Genomic DNA, 22,602 nt, shown 5'->3' with positions numbered 1-22,602 from the left:
ACCGTACCTGGGGTATGCCCTTCGCCAATCGCCTTTGCCCTGACGAAAACCTGCTTCGGCAGAATGCTTCAATCTAACCAGGAAAGGCTCTAGAGCCCGTTGTATGCCGGATCAACGTGATAGCCTCCCGCCCCGCGCTGAGCGGGACGGGAGGCACTGTTTTCCGTGACCTGTAAACGGGCGCTTAGCGCATCTGCAGAACGATCGGGCTGCTGCTTGCCGGGTCGGTATGCTCTCGCATGGCTTTGACCTCGGTCGGGGTGACGGCCTTGCCATGGTTGCCCCACGAGGAGCGGACATAGGTGAGGACATCGGCGATCTCGCGGTCAGAGAGCTGTTCGCGGAAGGGCGGCATGCGGTAGGCGTCGGGCACGCCGGCGGTCACGACGCGGGCGGAGCCGTTGAGCGTTGCGTTGATCTGGGAATCCGGGTGGTCGATCAGCGAAGCCGTCGATCCTGCAAGCGGCGGAATCCAGGGGGCTTTGCCGCCGCCGTCAGGCCCATGGCAGAATCCGCATCTGGTGGCATAGGTCTTGGCGCCGGGCGCTGCATCCGCAGTGCTGCTCACATTCGTGACGGCGGCCGCCGATGCCTGAACGACCCACGGCGTGCCGTCGCGGGCCGGATCGCCTGGAAGCGACTTCAGGTAGTGGCTGATCGCCCGGAGATCGTCATCGCTCATGAACTGCGTCGAGTTGTTGTAGGCCTCGGCCATCGAGCCGAAGACCACGGCGTGCTGGTTGCGGCCGTTCTTGAGGAAGGCGAAGATATCGTCCTCGCTCCAGCGTCCGAGGCCGGTATTGTGATCCTGCCGAAGGCTCGGTGCATACCATCCGTCGAGCAGCGCTCCGGACAGGAACAGCGGACTGCCGTCGTCGAGCGCTTTTTCGTTCATCGTGACGCTGCGTGGCGTATGGCACGCGCCACAATGGCCGGCTGCCTGCACCAGGTAGGCGCCGCGGTTCCACACCGCGTCCTGCGCCGGCTTGTCGGCATAGATGCCCTGGTCGACGAAAACAGCATTCCAGAGCGCCAGCGGCCAGCGCATGTTCATCGGCCACTCGATGCCGCTCTGGCGGTTGGGTTGATTGACCGGCTGCACGCCGTCCATGAAGAACGCGTAGAGAGCGCGGACGTCATCGTCGCTCAGCTTGACGTAGGACGGATAGGGCATGGCGGGGTAAAGCCGCCGGCGATCGGGGGTTACGCCGTGGCGGACGGCGCGGTCGAAATCGGCCAGCGTATAGTTGCCGATCCCGGTCTGCTTGTCCGGCGTGATGTTGGTGGCGAAGATGGAGCCGAGCGGCGTGCCCATTTCGAGCCCGCCGGTAAACGGCTTGCCATCCGGGAGGCTGTGGCAGGCAACGCAATCGGCCTGCCGCGCGACCATCTCGCCGCGGGCAACGAGCTCGCTGGCGGCGCCGGTGGTTATGCCGGCGCTCTCGAATGGCGATGAGGGCTTGGAGGTGACGAACCAGAAAAGGCCGCCTCCGACGATAATAATGATTAGAAGAACGACCAGAAAGACTTTTTTCAAGGACAATCCATCCTCTTGAAACAGGCTGATGTTGACGGCTTTGCGCAAGCGCGCGTGGCTCGACCGCGGGGGTTACCAGAGCGTTGCCGGGATAAAAGATCCCGGCAACGTTGCTGACGGCGGAGGGGCGCGGCGCGCTAGCTGTCGAACGTGTATTGAGAAAGAGGCATGCTGCGGATGCGCTGGCCCGTCAGGGTCGAGACCGCATTTGCGACCGCTGGCGGGACAGCCGGAAGACCCGGTTCCCCGATGCCGCCCATCTTCTCGCCGCTTTCGACGACCCGCGTGTGAACGCGAGGCATCTCGGCTGGCGAAAGGATCGGGTAGAGGTCGTAGTTGCGGGCAACGGGCTGCCCATCCTGATAGACCACTTCCTCGAGTAGGACCTGGGAAACACCCAGCGCCGCCGCCGAGTTGATCTGGGCGTCGACAATCGCAGGATTGACGATGTTGCCCGGATCGACCGCTTCCCACAGGTCGTGCACCACAACCTTGCCCGCCGAGATCGACACCTCGGCGATGGCTGCGGTGAAGCTGCCGAAAGCCGACGCCATGGCCACGCCACGGGCGCGTCGTGAGCCGTCGGCCGCCGTGAACGGTCCGCGCTTCCAGCCCCCCGACAGCTCGCCCGCCGCCTTGAGAAGGGTGCTCAGTCGCGGATTGTCCTTCAACAGCTGAAGGCGCAGCTCGTAGGGGTCCTTGCCACCCTTGTCGGCCAGCTCGTCGAGGAACGACTCATAGAGGAAGTCGTTCATCGAGTTGCCGACCGAACGCCAGTAGGCGAGCATGGTCGGATTTTCGACGTATAGCTGAGCGATGCGCCGGTTGGGGATGGCGTAGGCCTTGCCTGTCAGGCCTTCCACGGCGGTGTCGTCGATCTTGTCGTCGCTGTGGCCGTAGATGTTCTCGCTCGGTCCCTCGCAGATGCTGACGGCCTCGATGGCCACCGGCATGCCGTTATCGTCGAGCGCGCCACGGAACCGCACGGCCGCCATCGGCCGCATCGGATCACGCAGGAACTCTTCTTCACGGCTCCAGATCAGCTTGATCGGACGGCCGGTTTCCTTGGCAAGCTGGATTGCCTGCGGGTAGGGGTTGGCCGCGGGATAGAGGAAATGGCGTCCGAAGAAGCCGCCGAGCAGCGGGCTGTGCACGTTGATCTTCGATGCATCGAGACCGGTGAGGGTGGCGATATTCGCCTGATACTGTTCGGGCGCCTGGTTCGGCATCCACAGATCCAGGGTGCCGTCCTCGTTGAACCGCGCCAGCGTCGAAGGCGGCTCCAGCTGTGCGTGATGCAGATACTGGCTGTGATAGGTGGCCGAGACGACGGTCTTGGCAGCGGCAAGCACTGCCGTCGCATCTCCCACCTTTTCCGCGTCCTTGCCGTCGCCCGGCTCATTGGCCAGACGCTGGCTGAAGGCTGCGGTCGAGAAATCCGCCGGCATCGTGCGGATGCCGTCGATCACCGGCTTGGCGCCCGCCTCCTGCCATTCGACCTGCAGTGCTTCGCCGGCGCGCTTGGCGTTCCACCAGCGTTCCGCGACGACCGCGACGGCGCCGGGCAGGCGGTGCACCGAGTGGATACCCGGCATCGCCTTGACGGCATCCTCATTGCGGATGCCGCCGACCGACATGCCGAGCCGCGGCGCGTGCTGGACAGCCGCATGCAACATGCCGTCGACCTTGCAGTCGATACCGTAGACCGCTCTGCCGGTTGATTTGTCGAGCACGTCGAGGCGCTGTACGGGCTTGCCGATCCAGCGGAACTGCGACCGGTCCCTGAGCGTAACGCTGTCGGTGGCCGGAACATCAAGCGCCATCGCTTCCGTCGCGAGTTCGCCGTAAGCGAGCTTGCGCCCCGAGGCCGCGTGCACCACATGGCCGGGCTCCGTCGTCAATTCGCTGACGGGCGCATTCAGCCGCGTTGCGGCCGCCTGCACCAGCATCGCCCGGCAGAGGGCGCCGAGCTTGCGCATCGTGTCATAGCTGGTGCGCACCGACATGCTGCCGCCGGTGATGCGCATCGTGCCGTTGACGACCAGATAATCCGGTCCGGTCGGCGCGTTTTCCACCACGAAGGAGGCCGGGTCGAGGTCGAGTTCCTCGCCGACGATCTGGGCCATTGCGGTGAAAACGCCCTGGCCACCCTCGACGAAGGGGCTCATCAGCCGCGCCGTATTGTCCGGGCGGATTTCCAGAAACGCCGGAACGCGAGTTCCCGGCGCCATCGTCTTGGCCGCTTCCTGGGCGCGTGCGCCGTCGATCGGCAGCCCGAAACCCAGCACCAGCGCACCGGCGGTCGCGCCGATCGAGCCGAGCAGGAAGTTGCGCCGTGATACGTTGACCGGTACGGCCGTGGTCAGTTCCGTCTGACCGTCGATTTCGCGAACGGGGGCGGTCATAGCGTTTCCACCTTCTGACCGGAGAGATCCTGAACCGCTGCCTTGATGGCGTTATACGTTCCGCAACGACAGAGATTGACCATGGCGGCGGCGATCTCATCGTCTGATGGAGTGGCGGTCTGCTTCAAGAGCGCGGTTGCCGCAATCACCTGGCCGGACTGGCAGTAGCCGCATTGCGGCACCTGGTGCGCGATCCATGCGGCCACGACGCGCTGGCCCACTGGATCGTTCTCGATCGCTTCGATCGTGGTAACCGATCGGCCGATGACGCTTTCAAGCGGCGTGACGCAGGATCGGACGATTTCGCCATCGACCATGACGGAGCAAGCCCCGCACTGCGCAAGTCCGCAACCATACTTCGTGCCCGTCATCCCGAGCTCGTCACGAATTACCCACAGGAGTGGTGTGTCGCCCTCCGATGTCACATCGTGGGCCTGTCCATTGATCTGGATTTTCATCTTTGTGCCTTAGCTTGGTCGGATACTGGTGAGAATGTCTCGCGATCCGTCGCGCTGACCAATGTCAGTCACGCTTCGGTCGCTCAGCTTCCCCGAATATCCGCGGCTTGAATAGACCGCTAGAAGTCATAGGGGTTATGAATCCAGAGCATAAATCCGCAGGCGTGGCAGATGCTATGATCGATCGTGCAAGATACGAGCGTGGACTAACGAATTGCGAGGCATTTAGTTCCAACGCCCCCGTCGTTTTACCGACATCGTGCATCGAGCAATCTTTCGCATATATGCCACAAACTTTGAAATCGGACAGCACCACGCTTCTAACGACCGGTTCACTTTCTCTTTAACCGGCCGTGAATTTGATCTTGGCCAGTTTTCGATCATTCAACCAATTGAAATATATTGCTATTTAAAATTTTCTGCATTGGTGAACGCAGAGTATAAGCCTTATCGTCATGTGGCCGGTAATCACCGTCTCTCTCTGACCTAACCTTTCTCACTCAACGAAGCGGACTGTCGGCCTTGCCTCAAACTTCGTCCGAGGTCGGCCGCCGCCGTGGCGACTGAGCAAAGGAGAAAGCCTTGAAGACCGTCCCAAGCATGATCGAAATATCTCGGCGGGACCTGATGGTGGGGACCGCCGCCGTTTCCGTCGCGACCGCGAATGCGGCAAGCCCGGTATTCGCCCAATCCGCCGCCCCGGCAACCGAGGAGAATCATTCGCAGGTCGCGTTCACGGTGAATGGAACGCGACACGAGCTGGATCTCGACAATCGCACGACCCTGCTGGATGCGCTGAGGGAACATTTGCACCTGACCGGTACCAAGAAGGGCTGTGATCACGGACAGTGCGGCGCCTGCACCGTCATGGTGGATGGCCGCAGGATCAATTCCTGCCTGTCGCTGGCCGTCATGCACCAGGGCGACCAGATCACCACGATCGAGGGACTCGGCACCACGGCCGACATGCACCCGATGCAGGCCGCCTTCGTCAAGCATGACGGTTTCCAGTGCGGTTACTGTACGCCCGGACAGATCTGTTCCTCCGTCGCCGTGCTCGAGGAAATCAAGGCCGGCATCCCGAGCCATGTCACCAATGACCTGACGGCGCCGACCGAAGTCAGCGATGCCGAGATCCGCGAACGCATGAGCGGCAACATCTGTCGATGCGGCGCCTATCCGAACATCGTTGCAGCCATCAACGAAGTCGCAGGGAGGCAGGCATGAGAACATTTTCGTACGAACGCGCGACCTCGGTGGCGAACGCCGCCGCCACCGCCGCCCGCAACGAGACCGCCAAATTCATCGCCGGCGGCACCAACCTTCTCGACCTGATGAAGCTCGAGATCGAGACGCCAACCCATCTTATCGACGTCAATGGTCTCGGCATGGACAGGATCGAGCCGACGGAAGCCGGGGGGCTTAGGATCGGAGCGCTGGTGCGCAACACCGATCTCGCTTCGGACCAGCGGATACGCCGGGATTACGGCCTGCTGTCGCGGGCGCTGGTGGCCGGAGCATCCGGACAATTGCGCAACAAGGCCACGACCGCGGGCAATCTCCTGCAGCGGACACGCTGTCCGTATTTCTACGACACCAACCAGCCCTGCAACAAACGCCAGCCGGGAAGCGGCTGTTCGGCGATTGGCGGCTTTACCCGACTGCATGGGATCATGGGTGTCAGCGATGGCTGCATTGCCACCCATCCGAGCGACATGGCGGTTGCTATGCGTGCGCTCGACGCCGTGGTCGAAACGGTGAAACCCGACGGCTCCACGCGCGCGATCCCGATCGGCGAGTTCCATCGCCTACCGGGCAGCACGCCGCATATCGAAACCGCGCTGGAGCGCGGCGAGATGATCACCGCCGTCACCTTGCCGCCGCCGATCGGCGGACGGCATGTCTATCGCAAGGTTCGTGATCGCGCATCCTATGCCTTCGCGCTGGTTTCCGTCGCCGCCGTCGTGCGGAACGACGGCAGCGGGCGCGTGGCGCTTGGCGGCGTTGCGCACAAGCCATGGCGGGTCGAGGCGGCGGACGCCGAACTGCCGAACGGTGCCGTCGCCGTCACCGCGAAGCTGCTCGAGGGGGCACGCACCACGCACGAGAATGCATTCAAGGTGACCCTCGTCGAGCGCACGCTCGCGGGCATCCTCGACGAAATGAAAGGTTGAACCATGCGCTTCGACACTCCCGCAACGACAAACCCGATCGACCAGCTGAAGGTTGTCGGTCAGCCGATCGTCCGGATCGATGGTCCGCGCAAGGTCACCGGCACCGCCACCTACGCTTACGAATGGCACGGCGCCAATCTGAACGCGGCCTATGGCTATCCGGTCGGCGCTGCCATCGCCAAGGGGCGGATCAGCTCCATGGACGTGCAGGCCGCGCAGCGCGCACCCGGTGTCATTGCCGTCGTCACGGCCCAGAGCGCAGGCGAGCTCGGCAAGGGCAAATTCAATATCGCCCAGCTGTTCGGCGGCCCGCAGATCTCGCACTATCACCAGGCGATCGCGGTCGTGGTCGCCGAAACCTTCGAGCAGGCGAGGGCGGCCGCGAGCCTCGTGAAGGTCGATTATGTCGAGGCCCCCGGCGCCTACGATCTTCAGGCTGCCCAGAACTCGGCCACGAAGCCGTCCGGTTCAGAGGGGGATGACGCTGACAGCGCGGCCGGCGACTTCGCATCGGCTTTCGAGCAGGCAGCAGTCAAGCTGGACGAGCGCTACACGACGCCCGACCAGTCGCACGCGATGATGGAGCCGCATTCATCGATGGCCGCCTGGGATGGCGATGAGGTCATGGTTTGGACCTCCAACCAGATGGTGGCCTGGAACCGCGCGGAACTGGCCGCCACCTTGGGCGTGGAGCCGGAGAAGGTGCATATCATGTCGCCCTTCATCGGTGGCGGTTTCGGCTCCAAGCTGTTCCTGCGCGCCGATGCGCTGCTTGCAGTGCTGGGCGCCAAGGCAGCCGGGCGACCCGTCAAGGTGGCCTTGCCCCGGCCGTTCCTGATGAACAACACAACCCACCGCCCGGCAACCATCCAGCGCCTGCGCATCGGCGCCACCCGCGAGGGACGGATTACGGCGATTGCGCATGAAAGCTGGAGCGGGAACCTGCCGGATGGCAAGCTCGAATCCGCCGTCCAGCAGACGCGCCTGCTTTACGCGGGCGAGCACCGGATGACGGCGATGCGGCTCGCCACGCTCGATTTGCCGGAAGGCAACGCGATGCGCGCGCCGGGGGAGGCGCCCGGCCTCATGGCGCTTGAGATTGCCATGGACGAGATGGCTGAAAAGCTGAACATGGATCCGGTGCAATTCCGCATTCTCAACGATACGCAGGTCGATCCCGAAAAGCCCGAAAAGAAATTCTCGCACCGGCAGCTGGTCGAGTGTTTGCGAACCGGCGCGGATCGCTTCGGCTGGTCGGGGCGCAGTGCCCAGCCTGGCCGCCTTCGCGACGGCCGCTGGTTGCGCGGAATGGGCGTCGCGGCGGCGTTCCGTGGCAATCTGGTGATGAAGTCGGGCGCTCGCATCCGCCTGGATGCCGAAGGTGTGGTCACCGTCGAGACCGACATGACGGATATCGGCACCGGAAGCTATACGATCATTGCGCAGACCGCCGCCGAGATGATGGGTGTCGGCATGGACAAGGTCGCGGTCCAGCTTGGCGATTCCCGCTTTCCCGTTTCGGCGGGATCGGGCGGCCAATGGGGCGCCAACAGCGCGACCGCCGGCGTCTATGCGGCCTGCGTTGCGCTGCGCGAGGCAATCGCCCGCAAGGTCGGCTTCAATTCGACCGACGCGACCTTTGCGGACGGCGCGATCCGCTCCGGCAACCGGAGCATTCCGTTGACCGAGGCCGCGGGACAGGAGGGCATTGTCGCCGAAGACACGATCGAGTTCGGCGATCTCGGCCAGCAGATGCAGCAGGCTACCTTTGGCGCGCATTTCGTCGAGGTGGGCGTCGATGCCTATACGGCGGAAATCCGTATTCGCCGCATGCTGAGCGTCTGCGCCGCCGGCCGTATCCTCAATCCGATCACGGCGCGCAGCCAGGTGATCGGCGCGATGACCATGGGCGTCGGCGGCGCCTTCATGGAGGAGCTGGCGGTGGACAAGCGCCGCGGCTTTTTCGTCAACCACGATCTCGCCGGCTACGAGGTTCCTGTTCATGCCGATATTCCGCACCAGGACGTGATCTTCCTGGATGAGACGGACCCATACTCCTCGCCGATGAAGGCAAAGGGTGTCGGCGAGCTTGGACTTTGCGGCGTTGCGGCTGCGCTTGCCAATGCTGTCCACAATGCCACCGGCGTCAGGGTGCGCGATTACCCGGTCACGCTCGACAAGCTGCTGCGGGAAATGCCGCAGGTCGGCTGACACGCCGGCAAGCTAGCGGACTGACAGGTTGACAGGTTAGCTGAACGCACGCCGTGGTCAGGGTGTGCGCTCAGCGTGGCAAATGGCGGGAGGACAGCTCTCCATCCCCTCTGGTTCTTCCGCCATTTGCCGCTATCTCTATGCCGATGAGATTTGACGCGCTGCTTTATCCCGCGCCCGAGGGGCTCTATTGCCCGGTGGGCCGATTTTATGTCGATCCGGTCAGGCCCGTGGAGCGCGCGCTGATCACCCACGGCCATTCCGACCACGCCCGTTCCGGCCACGGCCATGTGCTGGCCACCCGCCAGACGCTCGACATCATGCGCATCCGCTACGGCGAGGATTTCTGCGGCTCGGAACAGGCCGCCGCCTTTGGCGAAGAGATATCAGTCAACGGCGTCAAGGTGAGCTTCCACCCCGCCGGCCATGTGCTCGGCTCCGCCCAGATCGCCATCGAGAAGGACGCCACCCGCATCGTCGTCTCGGGCGACTACAAGCGCCGCCCGGACCCGACCTGCGCGCCCTATGAACCTGTTGCCTGCGACGTCTTCATCACCGAGGCGACCTTCGGCCTGCCTGTGTTCCACCACCCGGACCCCGCGGGCGAGATGGCCAAGCTCTATGCGTCGCTCCGCCAGTTTCCCGAGCGCACCCACATGATCGGCGCCTACGCGCTCGGTAAGGCCCAACGCGTCATCCGCCTGTTGCGCGACACCGGCTACGACGAGCCCATCTATATCCACGGCGCCATGGAGCGCCTCTGCGATTATTACGTCAGCCAAGGCATCGACCTCGGCGAATTGCGCCCGGCTACCGTCGAGGGACGCGACAAATCCGCTTTCAAGGGCGCCGTCGTCGTCGGCCCGTCCTCAGCCTTCGCCGACCGCTGGGCCCGCCGCTTCAATGACCCGCTCCCGGCGTTTGCTTCCGGCTGGATGATGGTGCGCCAGCGCGCCAAGCAGGGCGGCGTCGAGCTGCCGCTCGTCATCTCCGACCATTGCGACTGGCCGGAACTGACCGACACGATCTCCGAGCTTCATCCGGCCGAGGTCTGGGTGACGCATGGGCGCGAGGAGGCGCTGGTGCGCTGGTGCGAATTGCAGGGCATCAAGGCCAAGCCGCTGCATCTGGTGGGGTATGAGGATGAGGCGGAGTGATGATGATGGTTAGCCTTGGCGCCGTCGATACGCTTGGCGCCCGTGATACCCCCCTCTGCCCTGCCGGGCATCTCCCCCACAGGTGGGGAGATTGGCTGGGCGTACCCGCTCGCTCCTGCCTCAACGTTTGGCGCAGCCCTCACCACGAGTTGATCTCCCCCCTTGTGGGGGAGATGTCCGGCAGGACAGAGGGGGGTATCCCACCCACCAACGCCTCCGAGAAAACAAGCGGAGGCCACCCATGAAAGCCTTCGCCGACCTCCTCGACCGCCTGGTCCTCACACCGTCCCGCAACGGCAAGCTCAAGCTGCTGACGGACTACTTCCGCGACACGCCCGACCCCGACCGCGGCTACGGCCTCGCGGCCATCGCCGGCACGCTCGATGTGCGCAACGTCAAGCCCGCCATGCTGCGCGAACTCGCACTTGAGCGCATCGACGACGTCCTCTTCCGCTATTCCTACGACTATGTCGGCGATCTCGCCGAAACCATCTCGCTCGTCTGGGACAATGAACGCGACATCGAACGCTCGGCGCTGGCGCAGCCGAGGCTCGGCGAGGTGGTGGCGCAGATGAATTCGCTCGGCCGCACCGAGGTGCGCGGCTATGTCCGCGATCTGCTCGACCGCCTCGACGCCTCCGGCCGCTTCGCCTTCATCAAGCTCGCGACCGGCGCGCTGCGCATCGGCGTCTCCGCACGGCTTGCCAAGCAGGCGCTGGCCGATCTCGGTGAACCCGATGTGACCGAGATCGAAACCTTGTGGCACGGTCTGCAGCCGCCCTACGAGAGCCTGTTTGCCTGGCTGGAGGGCAAGGGCGGCAAGCCGGTGCTGGCGACGCCGGCGATCTTTCATTCGGTGATGCTGGCAAACCCGGTGGAGGAGGGCGACCTTGCTCAGCTCGACCCGGCCGACTACGCGGCCGAATGGAAATGGGACGGCATCCGCGTGCAGCTGTCGCGCGCCGGCGAGACCCGCAAGATCTACTCCCGCTCCGGCGACGACATCTCCGCTGCATTCCCCGATATCGTCCAATCCATCAGCTTCGACGGCGTCATCGACGGCGAGCTTCTGGTCGGCGGCACCGCCCGCTCCAACAGTCCGACCCGCACCTTCTCCGACCTGCAGCAGCGCCTCAACCGCAAGACCGTGACGCAGAAGATGCAGGACGATTACCCCGCTTTCATAAGGGCTTACGACCTGTTGTTCGACGGCGAGGAGGACGTGCGCGCCAAAACCTATCTCGAACGCCGCGCCCGCCTGTCGGAGATCGTCGACACGGCCCCGCACGAACGCTTCGACCTCTCCGCGCTGGTAGATTTCTCCTCCTGGGAAGAACTCGACGACCTGCGCTCGGCCCCGCCCGATCCGGTCATCGAAGGCGTGATGATCAAGCGCCGTGACAGCGTCTACCAGGCCGGGCGATTGAAGGGGCCGTGGTTCAAGTGGAAGCGCAACCCCTATAATGTCGACGCCGTGCTGATGTACGCGCAGCGTGGCCACGGCAAGCGCTCGAGCTACTATTCCGATTTCACCTTCGGCGTCTGGGCCGAAACGCCTGACGGAGAGCAGCTGGTTCCCGTCGGCAAGGCCTATTTCGGCTTCACCGACGCCGAGCTCGAGATCCTCGACAAGTTCGTGCGCAACAACACCACCGAACGCTTCGGCCCGGTGCGCGCCGTGCGCGCCGACAAGGATTTCGGCTTCGTGGTGGAAGTCGCCTTCGAAGGCATCAACCGCTCCAACCGCCACAAGTCAGGCGTCGCCATGCGCTTCCCCCGCATCTCGCGGCTGCGGCAAGACAAGCCATCCTACGAGGCCGATCGGCTGACGACGCTGGTGGCGATGATTGATGCGAAGGCGGGGTAGGGGCTCGGTCGAATACGCCGCCTAGCGGCCTGCGCCCGCATCGACGAGTTCAGGCGTCACGAAGAGCTCGATTCTCTCGGAGATCGAACCATATGGCTCGCACTGTGTGATCGCATCGGTGATCGCAGGCGCTGCGGCTTGTTCCCACGGTGACGGCATTTGTCGAAAGTTGATGGAAACCACATCCGCCGAGCCATTCTTCAAGACCACCACTGCATTCACGCTGTAGGCCTCCGGCGCGTCTGCCGGGATCTTCAGGCATTTCATCATCTGCCGGGAGACGAGGTCGACGGTATCTTGCGACGAGGCGAAAGCGCCAGTCGTGCCAAGTGCGAGAAGAACAGCGGTGAGTGACGTCAGTTTGGCAGAGATCATGGATTCGCTCCTGTGGTGTTTTCTACCCTAGGGTGCGCCCCGTGAATTATTCCCAAAAGAATTGGTGCGAATTTTCAGCTTTTCCGCAAGCGCCAGCCTCTGGCTACCCGCCCAAATCCCTCATCTCGCATTTTCCTGATGCAAAATACATCCGACTGTGCATCCTCAACTGAATGTGTCTTGGCGTCGGCGCGCCGAGGGTGCAAGCATCTATCATGCCGGGGAAGACGGAAGAGTGAGATGACATCAGACAACGACCATTCCTTTTCGCGCCAGCGCCGCCTGCTTCTGACCGGGCTCGCCGGCGCCCTTGTTCTTCCGGCTCTTCCAGGTGTCGCCAATGCCTTCGATGTTCCCCCCGAGCCGCGCCTGATCACCCGCGATTACGCCAAGGTGCGCAAGCGCTTCCGCACGCGGCTGCTCGAAAAGGGCCCGGCGCCCGACAAGTACGAGCCGCTCGATGCACCCGCCAATGCCGAGAAGATCTTCTATCGCTCCGGTTATGGCGGCGAGCTGGAGCTGGTCGCCTGGGTGTCGAAGTACAAGCGCGAGCGCAAGGCAAAGCCCGGCATTCTCTTCCTGCATGGCGGCAATGCCATGGGCGTCGGCCACTGGAACCTGATGGGTCCTTATATCGATGCCGGCTTCGTGGTGCTGATGCCGTCGGTGCGCGGCGAAAACGGCCAGGCGGGTAATTTCTCCGGCTTCTATGACGAGGTGGACGACGTGCTGTCGGCCGCTGATCGCCTGGCGCATCTGCCGGGTGTCGACGCGAACCGGCTTTTCATCGCCGGCCACAGCATCGGCGGCACGCTCACCATGCTGGCCTCGATGTCGACCCACAAGTTCCGCGCGGCAGCCCCAATCTCGGGCAATCCCGACGCCTTCCGCTTCTTCAATCGCTATCCGCAGGATATCCGCTTCGACGACGACAACACCCACGAGTTCGAGGTGCGCACGGCGCTGTGCTACGCCCAGAGCTTCAAGTGCCCGGTGCGCGTCGTCCACGGCACGGACGAATCGCATTTCAACGACCGCGCCGGCCTGCTTGCCAGCCGCGCCCGCTCCGGCGGCGTTCGCATCGAGACGGATACGGCCAAGGGCGGCCACACCTCGGCCTTGCCGGAGGAAATCGAGCAGAGCATCCGCTTCTTCCACGGCGTGGCGGCTTAATCAGTCGCGTTAGGTCGCTGGCTGGCCGTCATCGCCAGCTTCGCGCCAGCCGCGCATGCCATCCTCGCCACAGCTATAAATGTCGCTGATATCGATGAGGGTGGTTTCATGAAGGGTCTAAGCCGGTTGTCGGCCATGTCGGGGCTTGTGTTGGCGGCCCTGTCGCTTGGCGGCTGCAACATTCTCGTGCCCGATACCGGTGCCACCGATCCGGCCCGTTTCGTGCAGGAAACCTATCCTGTGTTCTACAAGCCGCCGGGCATCGACCCCGATCGCGTCCGGCCGGTCAACGCGCCGATCCCGCAGCGCCCCGGCGTTCCCGCGACGATCTACAACCAGACCTATGGCATCCCCGGCGCCACCCAGATGCGCACCTACGGCATGCCGTTGATCAATCCCGTCAGCGCCGCGATGTATGGCGAGGTGAGGGACAACGACTTTACGCTCCCCGCCATTCCCGTCAGCCGCGTCGATCCTGTATATATGCGCCAGGAGGTCGATTACCCCTCGACCGAAAAGCCAGGCACCATCGTCGTCAACACCAAGACCAAGCACCTCTATTTCATCGAGCCCAATGGCAAGGCCATGCGCTATGGCGTCGGTCTCGGCCGCGAAGGCTATGCCTGGTCGGGTCGCGGCGTCATCCAGTGGAAGCAGAAGTGGCCGCGCTGGACGCCGCCGGATGAAATGGTCAAGCGCCAGCCCGATGTCCGCTCGTTTTCGGCGGCAAACGGCGGCATGAACCCCGGCCTTGGAAATCCGCTCGGTGCGCGCGCCATGTATATCTTCAAGAACGGCGAGGATACGCTCTACCGAATCCACGGAACGCCCGATTGGGAGTCGATCGGCAAGTCCACCTCGTCGGGCTGCGTGCGCATGATGAACCAGGACGTCATCGATCTCTACGACCGCGTTTCGGCCAAGTCCGAGATCGTGGTGATGTAGCCGCGCAACAGGCGGCGTGAGAACGTCGCCACAAGCGGGCACACGTCTTCGTGAGGTTCTGGTTTATTTAGCATAACGGGATAGTTTCCTTGAATTGTGACTAGCGTTGAACAACCCTCCAGGAAACGACGTTCGCCGTTTCCGCGCTTAAGGAAAATTGACCCTCGTTATGAGCTTTGACAAATCCATATCCCGCCGCAACTTTCTATCGCTTTCAGCGGTAACCGCGGCATCGGCGCTGGCAGGGTGTGCCTCCACCTCGGGCACGAGCCCGTCGTACGGCCAGCCAATGGCATTCCCGAATCCGATCCGTGCCTTCCAGACGACGCCGGCGCCCACCGATGCCGAGCTCGCTGTCATGTACGGCCCGGTCGAGGATGGCGGCTTCCTCATCCCGCCGGTTCCCTACCAGCAGATCGATCCGCGCTACTATCGCCAGCAGGTCATCGATCCGACCGGCGAGCGCCCCGGCACCATCGTCGTCGATACCCCCTCGCGCTTCCTCTATCTCGTCCAGCCGGGCGGGACAGCGATGCGCTACGGCGTCGGCATCGGCCGCGAGGGCTTCGCCTGGCAGGGCGACGGCGTCATCCAGTGGCGTCAGAAGTGGCCGCGCTGGAAGCCACCGAATGAGATGGTCGCCCGTCAGCCGGAACTCGTGAAATATTCGATCGAGAACGGCGGCATGGAGCCGGGCCTGAAGAACCCGCTCGGCGCCCGCGCGCTCTACATCTTCTCGGGCGGCCAGGACACGCTCTACCGCCTGCACGGCAATCCGGACTGGCGCTCGATCGGCAAGGCCGTTTCGTCGGGCTGTGTGCGCCTGCTGAACCAGGACATCATCGACCTCTACGACCGCGTGCCGACCAAGGCGCCGATCGTCGTCAAGCAGTAAGCTATGTCTTCGTCTCTCCCCGATCCGGGGAGAGACTTTTCGCGCCGGTCCCAAGGCTCTTCGGCTGTGCGCCCCAAGCGCTCCTCATCCCCAGAACGCCGATTTCGCCGCTTCCGTCATCGCGTCGGCGCGCGACACGCCAATATCCTTGAGTTCGTCATCGGTCAGCTCGCTGAGCACCGCCCTGCCGCGTTGTTTCCGGCAGCGTGTCTCGATGCTTTCGATGAGGTTTCGCGCCATCTCTGCAAGCGTTGCCAGCAGTGCCGGCACGCGCGTCTGGCTTGCTCTTTCGTCCGATGTGTCGGTCGCCATCTCTTCTGTCTCCGTCTTGGCCTGTCCCGACAATGCGCTGGATATATCCCGCAATGAAGCTTATGCATCTTATACAAATCATAAGAGAAACTTCGCATGGCATTCGGCTTCGATCAGCTGCAGACCTTCATTCACATCGCCGAACTCGGAAGCTTCACCGCCGCCGCCGACAAGGCGGGGGTAACCCAGCCTGCGGTCAGCCTGCAGATCAAGCTCTTGGAACAGCGCCTTGGCGTGCGCCTGATCGAGCGCGTCGGCCGTCGGGCGCAGCCGACAGCAGCCGGTCTCGAATTTCTCAGCCACGCGCGGCGGATCATGCGCGAACTCGCCGATGCCGAGGAGGCGATGACGCCGCACAGGAATGGCGAGAGTGGCCGTGTGCGCATCGGCAGCGGCGCCACCGCCTCCATCCATCTGCTGCCGTTGGCAATCTCGCGCGCCAGGAAGAAGATGCCCGGGCTCGAAATCACCGTCCGCATCGGCAACACCGACGACATCCTGCGCGATCTCGAGACCAATGCGCTCGATGTCGCGGTCGTGACGCTGCCGGCGCCCGGCCGCTCTTTCGAGGTCGAGGCATTCTATGACGACGAGCTGATGGTGGTTGCGCCGCGCGGCTCGGCCATCCCGCATGGCGGCCCGGACGCGGCCTTCGTCAACACCAAGCCGCTGCTGCTCTATGACGGCGGGAATACCAGGCGGACCATCGATGAGTGGATGGGGCAGGCCGGTCTGGTTGCTCGCCCTGTCATGGAGTTCGGTAGCGTCGAGGCTATCAAGGAGCTGGTGGCGGCAGGCCTCGGCTGGTCGATCCTGCCCGGACTGGCGCTGAAACGTGACCGCGCCGGCTTCCTCGAAACCGCCCCCGTCAACCCGCCGCTGGTGCGCAAGCTCGGAATGGTCGTGCGCCGCGACAAGCATTTGAGCCGCGGCCTGCGGGAAATGATGAAGTCACTGCGCGAGGCCGGGTCGTAGAGCCGCCATCGCAGGGCGACGGCAAGCCCCTATGCCGTCGGTAGCTCGATCCCGTGGATCTGGCGGATCTCGGCGGCGACGAGCTCCTGCAGGCGCCAGAGGTTTCGGTCGTGGATGCCGAAATTCTCCAGATGGGTGACGGTGTTGTAGAGATATTCGGCGCAGGAGCCGACATAGCCGCAGGCGCGCGCCAGCGTGGCGGCGACTAGGGGCAGGGGCTGTTTGCGATAGATGCGGTTGCCCGTCGGCCCGATCCAGAAGCCCAGCGCCCGGGCCCGGCCCTTAGGCGTCTTCACCGGTAGCCAGCGGATAGTATCGATATGCTCGCGTTCGCTGATCTCGCGACGCAGCAACCGGGAAATCTGCGCGGCCCGGTCTCCCTGAGGCAGCTGGTACATCATGCCGTCGCATTGTCCGCCGCGATCGAGCGCCATCATCAGCCCGGCCTGCTCGGGCGAGCCGCGCCAGCTCCTGATCTCCAGACAGAAGGAGCGGTGCCAGCCGAGAGCCGTCGCGCGGCTCTGGTCGACGAACTCGAATTCCGGTTTCCAGATCAGCGATCCGTAGGCGAAGACCCACAGCGGCTCGTCGCCGCTCTCTTCCGTCAGACGCGCGGTGAGCGACGCGAAATCGTCGTCCGTCAGTGTCGTCAGGCGCGGATCCGGGCCGGGGTCGACCTCTTCGCGGTAGCAGAGTTGGACGAGATCGGGTGTGAGGCACATGGTGCGTGGTTTGGGCATGACATCTCGCAATTCCTCCCGACTGAACTGCGCGAACAGGCGTCGCGGCTATAAAATTCGCAAACTATCCCTCGGAGTCAACCCGTCCGTCGGCCCGGGCGAGGGAATGGGCGGGCCTACCGCGTCTCGGTGAGATTGCCGCGCAGGCCCTGCAGCTTCTCGCGGATATCGACCATCTCTTCGAGCGTGCAGCCGATCGCCTTGCCGATCTCGCCCATGATGCCGTCCACCTGCGAGCGCATCGCGTCGCCCTCTGACGTCAGCGTCACGATCACCTGCCGCTCGTCCTTGGGGTCGCGGGTGCGAACGATGAGCCCGCTCTGCTCGAGGCGCTTCAATAGCGGCGACAGCGTGCCCGAATCGAGATCGAGCTGTTCGCCGATGGTCTTCACCGGCAGCGCGGCCTTCTCCCACAAAACGAGCATGACGAGATATTGCGGATAGGTGAGGCCCACCTTGTCGAGGATTGGCTTGTAGGCGCGCGTGAAGGCATGCGCCGTCGAATAGACCGCGAAACAGAGCTGTCGCTCCAGCCGCTTTTCCTCTTCCGGAATTTTCATCGTCTTTGTCGTCTGCGCTTTCGTCATCGTGCTTCCCCGGCGTTTGCATTGTCGTCTTTTCGGATTCCGAATGCAATTTGCAAAATTCACTTGCGTACAATTTAATTGCGCGATATACAAAATCCAGCCCCAACGAAGGAGACTGACATGCCGATCCTCTACACAACCAAAGCTTCCGCCACCGGTGGCCGCGCAGGCCGCGCCGTTTCCGAAAACGGCGTTCTCGATGTTACGCTGACGGTTCCGAAGGAACTTGGCGGCGACGGCGCCACCGGCACCAACCCGGAACAGCTCTTCGCGGCCGGCTACTCGGCCTGCTTCCTCGGTGCTCTGAAATTTGTCGCGGGCCAGCAGAAGGTCAAGATTCCGGAAGACACGACCGTCTCGGCCACCGTCGGCATCGGCCCGCGTGAAGATGGCGGTGGCTTCGGCATCGAAGTTGCGCTGACGGTCAATATCCCGGGCCTCGACAAGCCGACCGCTGAAAAGCTGGCCGCTGCCGCCCACATCGTCTGCCCCTACAGCCACGCCATGCGCACCTCCACGGAAGTGCCTGTCACTGTCGCCTGATCAGGTAGAACCTGATAACGACCGCCAAAGCGTCGTGCTTTTCGGAGCGCGGCGCTTTTTGCTGTCTAGAAGCGCGCGATTCAGTGTACGCGGATTTTGAACATGTTCTAATATTCTGTTAAAGAATACTCACCATCTCATCATACCAGTTGACGAGTGGCTGGTAATTTGAAAGAAATGTGTCGCTCGCTAGGGGAGGAGGCATGTCCGTTGGGGCTCGTGTGACAAGGCGCATTCGGTAATCGGGCGCGATCAGTTGCACAAGTATCGGACATAGGAGACCGACTTTCGCGGTAGGGCTAGAGATCAACATCCAGCATTCCCGACACAACGGGGCTGCATAGCGCAAGTCGCACTCGTAGGCTCGATGGGCCGCAGCGGTCTTGTCGGGAGGACTATGTGAACGCGACGTTTAAACTATCAGACCAGGAACAGCAGGTCGAAAAATCGGCGATCCGCAAGATCTCCATTCGCCTGGTTCCCTTCATCGCATTGATGTTCTTCATCAACTTCCTCGACCGTACGGCAATCTCCTTTGCCGGCCCGAACGGGATGACGCAGGACCTCGGCATGACCGCGGCCCAGTTCGGCTTTGCCGCCGGCATCTTCTTCGTTGGCTATATCGTTCTGGAAATCCCCAGTAACCTGGCGCTTCACAAATACGGCGCCCGCCGCTGGCTCGCCCGCATCATGGTGACCTGGGGCGTCGTTGCGATGCTCTTCACCTGGGTCAGCAGCGTCACCGGCCTTTATTCGCTGCGCTTCCTGCTCGGCGTTGCCGAGGCGGGCTTCTTCCCCGGCGCCATCCTCTATCTCAGCACCTGGGTTCCCGGCCGCCATCGCGCCAAGATCCTGGCGCTCTTCTATCTGGCCCAGCCGCTGACGACAGTTATCGGCGCACCAATCGCCTCGCTGCTCATCCAGGCGCACGGCTTGTTCGGCTACGAAGGCTGGCGCATCATGTTCTTCGGCGTCGCCGTTCCTGCGATCATCGTCGGCATCATCACCTGGTTCTACCTGCCCGACACCCCGACCGCCGCCAAGTGGCTGACCTCGGAAGAGCGTGACTGGCTGAACCGCGAACTCGCCAAGGAAGAAGCTGGCAAGCTCTCCGGCCACGGCTCGATGACCCTGCAGGCGCTCAAGGACAAGCGCGTCTGGCTGCTTTCGGTCATCTATTTCGGCCTTATCTACGGCCTCTATGCGCTGGCCTTCTTCCTGCCGACGATCATCGCGGGCTTCGAGACCAAGTTCGGCACCAAGTTCAACGTCTTCGACAAGGGTCTGATCACGGCGATCCCGTATCTGCCGGCCGCCGTCGCGCTGTTCTTCTGGAGCCGCGATGCGTCCAAGCGTGGCGTCCGCGCCTGGCACGTCGGCATCCCGGCTCTGGTCGGCGCGATCAGCATCCCGCTCGCTCTGCTGATGTCGTCCCCTGAGGCAACCGTCATCGCCATCACGCTCACCGCTTGCGCGATCTTCTCGGCTCTCCCGAACTTCTGGTCCTTCCCCTCGCGCTTCCTCACGGGTGCCGCGGCTGCCGCAGGCATCGCGCTCATCAACACCGTGGGCAACATCGCGGGCTTCGCGGCACCCTACATCACCGGTGCTGTCAAGGATGCCACGGGTCTCTATGAGATGCCGATGTTCATCGTCGGCGCCCTGATGCTGATCTCGGCCCTTCTGGCCTTCTCGATCGGCAAGACCATCAAGGACCCATCGGCGAAGTAAGCCTAGCCGTTACAACGATTGGCAACCCGGTCTGCACCACAGGCCGGGTTGTTTTCGTTTGGGGCGGAATTTCCGCCAACCATCTTTCCATAAGAAATAAAATCACTATATTATTTCCAAGGAAAGGAGTTCGCCATGGCCATCGTCCATCCGCTACAAGGCACGCATCCCCAGGAAGCCGTCGTCATCACCAAGGCCGCCGTTGCCGCCGCCGAGCGCCTCGGCATCAGCGCCCGCACGCTGTCTTCAGTGCTTGGCCTGTCGGAAGCCACCGTATCGCGCATGAAAAGGCAGGACTACCTGCTCGAGCGCGGCTCGAAATCCTTCGAACTCGCCATCCTGCTTGTGCGCCTGTTCCGCTCGCTTGATGCCATCGTCGGTGGTGACGAGGCCGTCGCGCGCTCATGGCTGCGCAACGCCAACACCGCGCTCGGCGCCACGCCGCTCGAAAAGATCGTCAGCATATCAGGATTGACCGATGTCCTCGCCTACCTGGACGCCCGCCGCGCTATCGTCTGAAGCGCGACCCGTCTCCGGCCGCTTCTGGCGACTGGTGGAGGCGCAGCATCAGATCTCGACCTTGAAGATCGTCGATACGCTGGAAGAGCAGGCCCTGCTTGAGACACTGCTGGAAGAAAGCAAGCCGGTCCTGCCGCCGGAATGCAAGGGCCTCGACTATCTGCTGGCGACACCCTTCCGCTACGGCGCCATCTATCCCCACGGCTCGCGCTTCCGCCGGGCAGGGCGCACGCTCGGTGTTTACTACGCATCGGAAGCGGTCGAAACCGCCATCGCTGAGATGGCCTTCTACCGGCTGCTGTTCTTCGCCGATTCCCCCGATACGCCGCTTCCCGCCAACGCCGCCGAATACACCGCCTTTGCCGCGGCCATCGAGACGCCGCGCGCCATCGACCTCACCGCGCCGCCGCTCGATCGCGACCATGTGGTCTGGATCGATCCCCAGCGCTACGAGCCCTGCCAGGCGCTGGCCGATGCCGCCCGCGAGGCCGATTGCCAGGCAATCCTCTACGCCTCGGTCCGCGATCCCGGCCATCGCCGCAACATCGCTTTGCTCACCGCATCGGCCTTCGCCGCGCGCGATCCGGTCGAGCGCCAGACATGGCGCCTGCGCCTCTCCGCAACAGGCGTCCAGGCGCTCTGCGAATTTCCGAAGGCAAGAATTGGGTTTACCCGCGCCGATTTCGGCGATGACCCACGCATCGCAGCGCGGAGCTAGGCCAGCGCCTGCAGATCCTGCCGCAGCCGTTCGGCATTGCCCTCGGGCAACGTCTGTTCCAGCGCCGCATGCGTGCTTTCCCAGATCGGCAGCGCCGCGGTGAGCACGCGCATACCCTCGGGCGTCAGCCGCAACAGTCGTCCGCGCTTGTCCCGTGGGTTCGGAAAGACCTCGACCCAGCCACGCCGCTGCAGCGGCTTCAGCGCCGCCGTCAGCGTCGTCTGGTCCATGGCAAGCAGCTTGGCGACCGGCCCCATCGGCGGCGGCTCCGGCCGGTTCAGCGACATCATCAGCGAGAATTGGCCATTGGTCAGCCCCGCCGGCCTCAGCGCATCGTCGAACAACCGCGCAAGCGCTCTGGCGGCCCGCTGCGCATGCAGGCACAGGCACGTGTCGCGCACCAGAAGCGTCGTTGCGAAAGGAATCTCGGTAGCGTTTGACATGTCCAATTTCTATTGATATCAATGTATATAGTCAAGGAAAAGGAGAATGGACCGTTTCGGTCGCGCCGGAGGAGGGCGCACACGATGCAGAACCAAGTCGTTTCCCGCGAAGAATGGCTCGAAGCCCGCCGCGCGCTGCTTCTCAAGGAGAAGGAAGCAACGCATCTGAGGGACAAGGTCAATGCCGAGCGCATGGCGCTTCCCTGGGTCAAGGTCGATAAGGACTATGCCTTCGACACGCCCGATGGCAAGAGGTCGCTCAGCGAGCTCTTCGATGGCCGCAGCCAGCTGATCATCTACCATTTCATGCTCGGTCCCGATTGGGAGGCCGGTTGTCCCGGTTGCTCGTTCCTGTCCGACCATGTCGATGGCACGCTGCCGCATCTGAACAATCACGATGTCACCTGGGTCGCCGTTTCGCGCGCCCCCGTGGCCAAGATCGAGGCCTACAAGACCAGGATGGGCTGGAAGTTCCCCTGGGTGTCCTCGGCATCGAGCGACTTCAACTTCGACTATCACGTGTCGTTCAGCCAGGAAGATCTCGGCAAGGACAAGGTATTCTACAACTTTACTTCGATCCCGCCGGAAGATGCCAATGACGAACTGCCGGGATTGAGCGCCTTCTACAAAGATGAGAAGGGCGAGATCTTCCACACCTACTCAAGCTACGCCCGCGGCCCGGAAGAGCTGATCGGCACGCTGATGATCCTCGACCGCGCGCCGAAGGGCCGCAACGAGGACTCGACGATGAACTTCGTCAAGCGCCACGACGAGTATGCTGAGGCGCCCAAGACGTCATCCTGCTGCCACTGATACCCAGGATTATGGCGGCCTGAG

At 63.3% G+C, this 22,602-nt stretch carries 22 protein-coding genes; 14 read left to right on the top strand and 8 right to left on the bottom strand.

Annotated elements, in window-relative coordinates:
• Positions 1-184: 184 nt before the first annotated feature.
• From ACODTZ_RS30020 to ACODTZ_RS30010, 3 genes are all read right to left on the bottom strand, one after another.
• Positions 185-1,537: a c-type cytochrome gene (locus ACODTZ_RS30020; protein WP_489030206.1), complete on the bottom strand. Its 1,353-nt coding sequence runs from the start codon at positions 1,535-1,537 to the stop codon at positions 185-187.
• 137 nt (positions 1,538-1,674) lie between these two features.
• The gene (locus tag ACODTZ_RS30015; protein WP_489030204.1) at positions 1,675-3,942 is read right to left on the bottom strand and encodes a xanthine dehydrogenase family protein molybdopterin-binding subunit; all 2,268 of its coding nucleotides are present in this window, start codon (positions 3,940-3,942) and stop codon (positions 1,675-1,677) included.
• Complete coding sequence (locus tag ACODTZ_RS30010) at positions 3,939-4,400, bottom strand: (2Fe-2S)-binding protein (RefSeq protein WP_047507786.1); 462 nt, start codon at positions 4,398-4,400, stop codon at positions 3,939-3,941. The genes ACODTZ_RS30015 and ACODTZ_RS30010 overlap by 4 nt, the downstream gene beginning before the upstream one ends.
• Before the next feature lie 600 nt (positions 4,401-5,000).
• Here ACODTZ_RS30010 and paoA point away from each other — a divergent pair.
• The 5 genes from paoA (at position 5,001) to ACODTZ_RS29985 (ending at position 11,809) form a co-directional block, all read left to right on the top strand.
• Positions 5,001-5,627 (top strand): aldehyde dehydrogenase iron-sulfur subunit PaoA, encoded by a 627-nt coding sequence (paoA, locus tag ACODTZ_RS30005; RefSeq protein ID WP_489030218.1) that lies wholly within the window; start codon positions 5,001-5,003, stop codon positions 5,625-5,627.
• Positions 5,624-6,574 (top strand): FAD binding domain-containing protein, encoded by a 951-nt coding sequence (locus ACODTZ_RS30000; protein ID WP_209232934.1) that lies wholly within the window; start codon positions 5,624-5,626, stop codon positions 6,572-6,574. Before paoA ends, ACODTZ_RS30000 begins: the two co-directional genes overlap by 4 nt.
• 3 nt (positions 6,575-6,577) lie before the next feature.
• Positions 6,578-8,785, top strand: coding sequence for an aldehyde oxidoreductase molybdenum-binding subunit PaoC (paoC, locus tag ACODTZ_RS29995; RefSeq protein ID WP_489030202.1), 2,208 nt, complete (start codon positions 6,578-6,580; stop codon positions 8,783-8,785).
• Between the two features lie 146 nt (positions 8,786-8,931).
• On the top strand, positions 8,932-9,942 hold the full coding sequence (locus ACODTZ_RS29990) for a ligase-associated DNA damage response exonuclease (protein WP_489030216.1): 1,011 nt from the start codon (positions 8,932-8,934) through the stop codon (positions 9,940-9,942).
• Positions 9,943-10,183: 241 nt separating this feature from the next.
• Positions 10,184-11,809 (top strand): cisplatin damage response ATP-dependent DNA ligase, encoded by a 1,626-nt coding sequence (locus tag ACODTZ_RS29985; RefSeq protein WP_489030200.1) that lies wholly within the window; start codon positions 10,184-10,186, stop codon positions 11,807-11,809.
• Between the two features lie 21 nt (positions 11,810-11,830).
• On the opposite strand, the gene ACODTZ_RS29980 is transcribed toward ACODTZ_RS29985, so the two are convergent.
• Complete coding sequence (locus ACODTZ_RS29980; protein WP_489030198.1) at positions 11,831-12,184, bottom strand: hypothetical protein; 354 nt, start codon at positions 12,182-12,184, stop codon at positions 11,831-11,833.
• A gap of 240 nt (positions 12,185-12,424) precedes the next feature.
• Here ACODTZ_RS29980 and ACODTZ_RS29975 point away from each other — a divergent pair, with 240 nt between their 5' ends.
• The 3 genes from ACODTZ_RS29975 to ACODTZ_RS29965 all read left to right on the top strand — a co-directional run bounded on the left by ACODTZ_RS29975 (position 12,425) and on the right by ACODTZ_RS29965 (position 15,197).
• Positions 12,425-13,357: an alpha/beta hydrolase family protein gene (locus ACODTZ_RS29975; protein WP_489030196.1), complete on the top strand. Its 933-nt coding sequence runs from the start codon at positions 12,425-12,427 to the stop codon at positions 13,355-13,357.
• Between the two features lie 108 nt (positions 13,358-13,465).
• Positions 13,466-14,302, top strand: coding sequence for a L,D-transpeptidase (locus ACODTZ_RS29970; protein WP_113008843.1), 837 nt, complete (start codon positions 13,466-13,468; stop codon positions 14,300-14,302).
• A gap of 169 nt (positions 14,303-14,471) precedes the next feature.
• Positions 14,472-15,197, top strand: a complete 726-nt coding sequence (locus ACODTZ_RS29965) for a L,D-transpeptidase family protein (protein ID WP_111564405.1) — start codon at positions 14,472-14,474, stop codon at positions 15,195-15,197.
• Between the two features lie 84 nt (positions 15,198-15,281).
• On the opposite strand, the gene ACODTZ_RS29960 is transcribed toward ACODTZ_RS29965, so the two are convergent.
• Entirely contained in the window at positions 15,282-15,509 is a 228-nt protein-coding gene (locus ACODTZ_RS29960) for a DUF1127 domain-containing protein (RefSeq protein WP_489030194.1), read from the bottom strand.
• A gap of 96 nt (positions 15,510-15,605) precedes the next feature.
• On the opposite strand from ACODTZ_RS29960, the gene ACODTZ_RS29955 reads away from it, so the two are divergent.
• A complete protein-coding gene (locus ACODTZ_RS29955) occupies positions 15,606-16,484 on the top strand; it encodes a LysR family transcriptional regulator (RefSeq protein WP_489030192.1) in 879 nt (292 codons plus the stop codon).
• Positions 16,485-16,513: 29 nt separating this feature from the next.
• Here the strand turns inward: ACODTZ_RS29955 and ACODTZ_RS29950 are convergent, their stop codons facing one another.
• Both ACODTZ_RS29950 and ACODTZ_RS29945 read right to left on the bottom strand, forming a co-directional pair.
• Positions 16,514-17,224 carry a gamma-glutamylcyclotransferase gene (locus ACODTZ_RS29950; protein ID WP_489030190.1) on the bottom strand — a complete coding sequence of 237 codons (711 nt, stop codon included), beginning with the start codon at positions 17,222-17,224 and terminating at the stop codon, positions 16,514-16,516.
• 116 nt (positions 17,225-17,340) lie between these two features.
• On the bottom strand, positions 17,341-17,811 hold the full coding sequence (locus ACODTZ_RS29945) for a MarR family winged helix-turn-helix transcriptional regulator (RefSeq protein WP_489030188.1): 471 nt from the start codon (positions 17,809-17,811) through the stop codon (positions 17,341-17,343).
• A gap of 120 nt (positions 17,812-17,931) precedes the next feature.
• Between ACODTZ_RS29945 and ACODTZ_RS29940 the strand changes: the two genes are divergently transcribed.
• The 4 genes from ACODTZ_RS29940 to ACODTZ_RS29925 all read left to right on the top strand — a co-directional run bounded on the left by ACODTZ_RS29940 (position 17,932) and on the right by ACODTZ_RS29925 (position 21,322).
• Positions 17,932-18,354 carry an organic hydroperoxide resistance protein gene (locus tag ACODTZ_RS29940; RefSeq protein WP_018898985.1) on the top strand — a complete coding sequence of 141 codons (423 nt, stop codon included), beginning with the start codon at positions 17,932-17,934 and terminating at the stop codon, positions 18,352-18,354.
• 399 nt (positions 18,355-18,753) lie between these two features.
• Complete coding sequence (locus tag ACODTZ_RS29935; RefSeq protein ID WP_018898984.1) at positions 18,754-20,085, top strand: MFS transporter; 1,332 nt, start codon at positions 18,754-18,756, stop codon at positions 20,083-20,085.
• Positions 20,086-20,220: 135 nt separating this feature from the next.
• Entirely contained in the window at positions 20,221-20,604 is a 384-nt protein-coding gene (locus ACODTZ_RS29930; RefSeq protein WP_489030185.1) for an antitoxin Xre/MbcA/ParS toxin-binding domain-containing protein, read from the top strand.
• Positions 20,564-21,322 (top strand): RES family NAD+ phosphorylase, encoded by a 759-nt coding sequence (locus ACODTZ_RS29925; RefSeq protein WP_489030183.1) that lies wholly within the window; start codon positions 20,564-20,566, stop codon positions 21,320-21,322. Before ACODTZ_RS29930 ends, ACODTZ_RS29925 begins: the two co-directional genes overlap by 41 nt.
• Here ACODTZ_RS29925 and ACODTZ_RS29920 read toward each other — a convergent pair.
• The gene (locus ACODTZ_RS29920; RefSeq protein WP_111564413.1) at positions 21,319-21,765 is read right to left on the bottom strand and encodes a MarR family winged helix-turn-helix transcriptional regulator; all 447 of its coding nucleotides are present in this window, start codon (positions 21,763-21,765) and stop codon (positions 21,319-21,321) included. The genes ACODTZ_RS29925 and ACODTZ_RS29920 overlap by 4 nt on opposite strands.
• A gap of 84 nt (positions 21,766-21,849) precedes the next feature.
• Here ACODTZ_RS29920 and ACODTZ_RS29915 point away from each other — a divergent pair, with 84 nt between their 5' ends.
• Positions 21,850-22,578, top strand: a complete 729-nt coding sequence (locus ACODTZ_RS29915; RefSeq protein WP_489030181.1) for a DUF899 domain-containing protein — start codon at positions 21,850-21,852, stop codon at positions 22,576-22,578.
• The last annotated feature ends 24 nt before the right edge of the window (positions 22,579-22,602 follow it).

This window comes from Rhizobium sp. FG113, assembly GCF_057809895.1.
The sequence above is the reverse complement of the archived record's forward strand: the minus strand, read 5'-3'. Positions and strand labels throughout refer to the sequence as shown.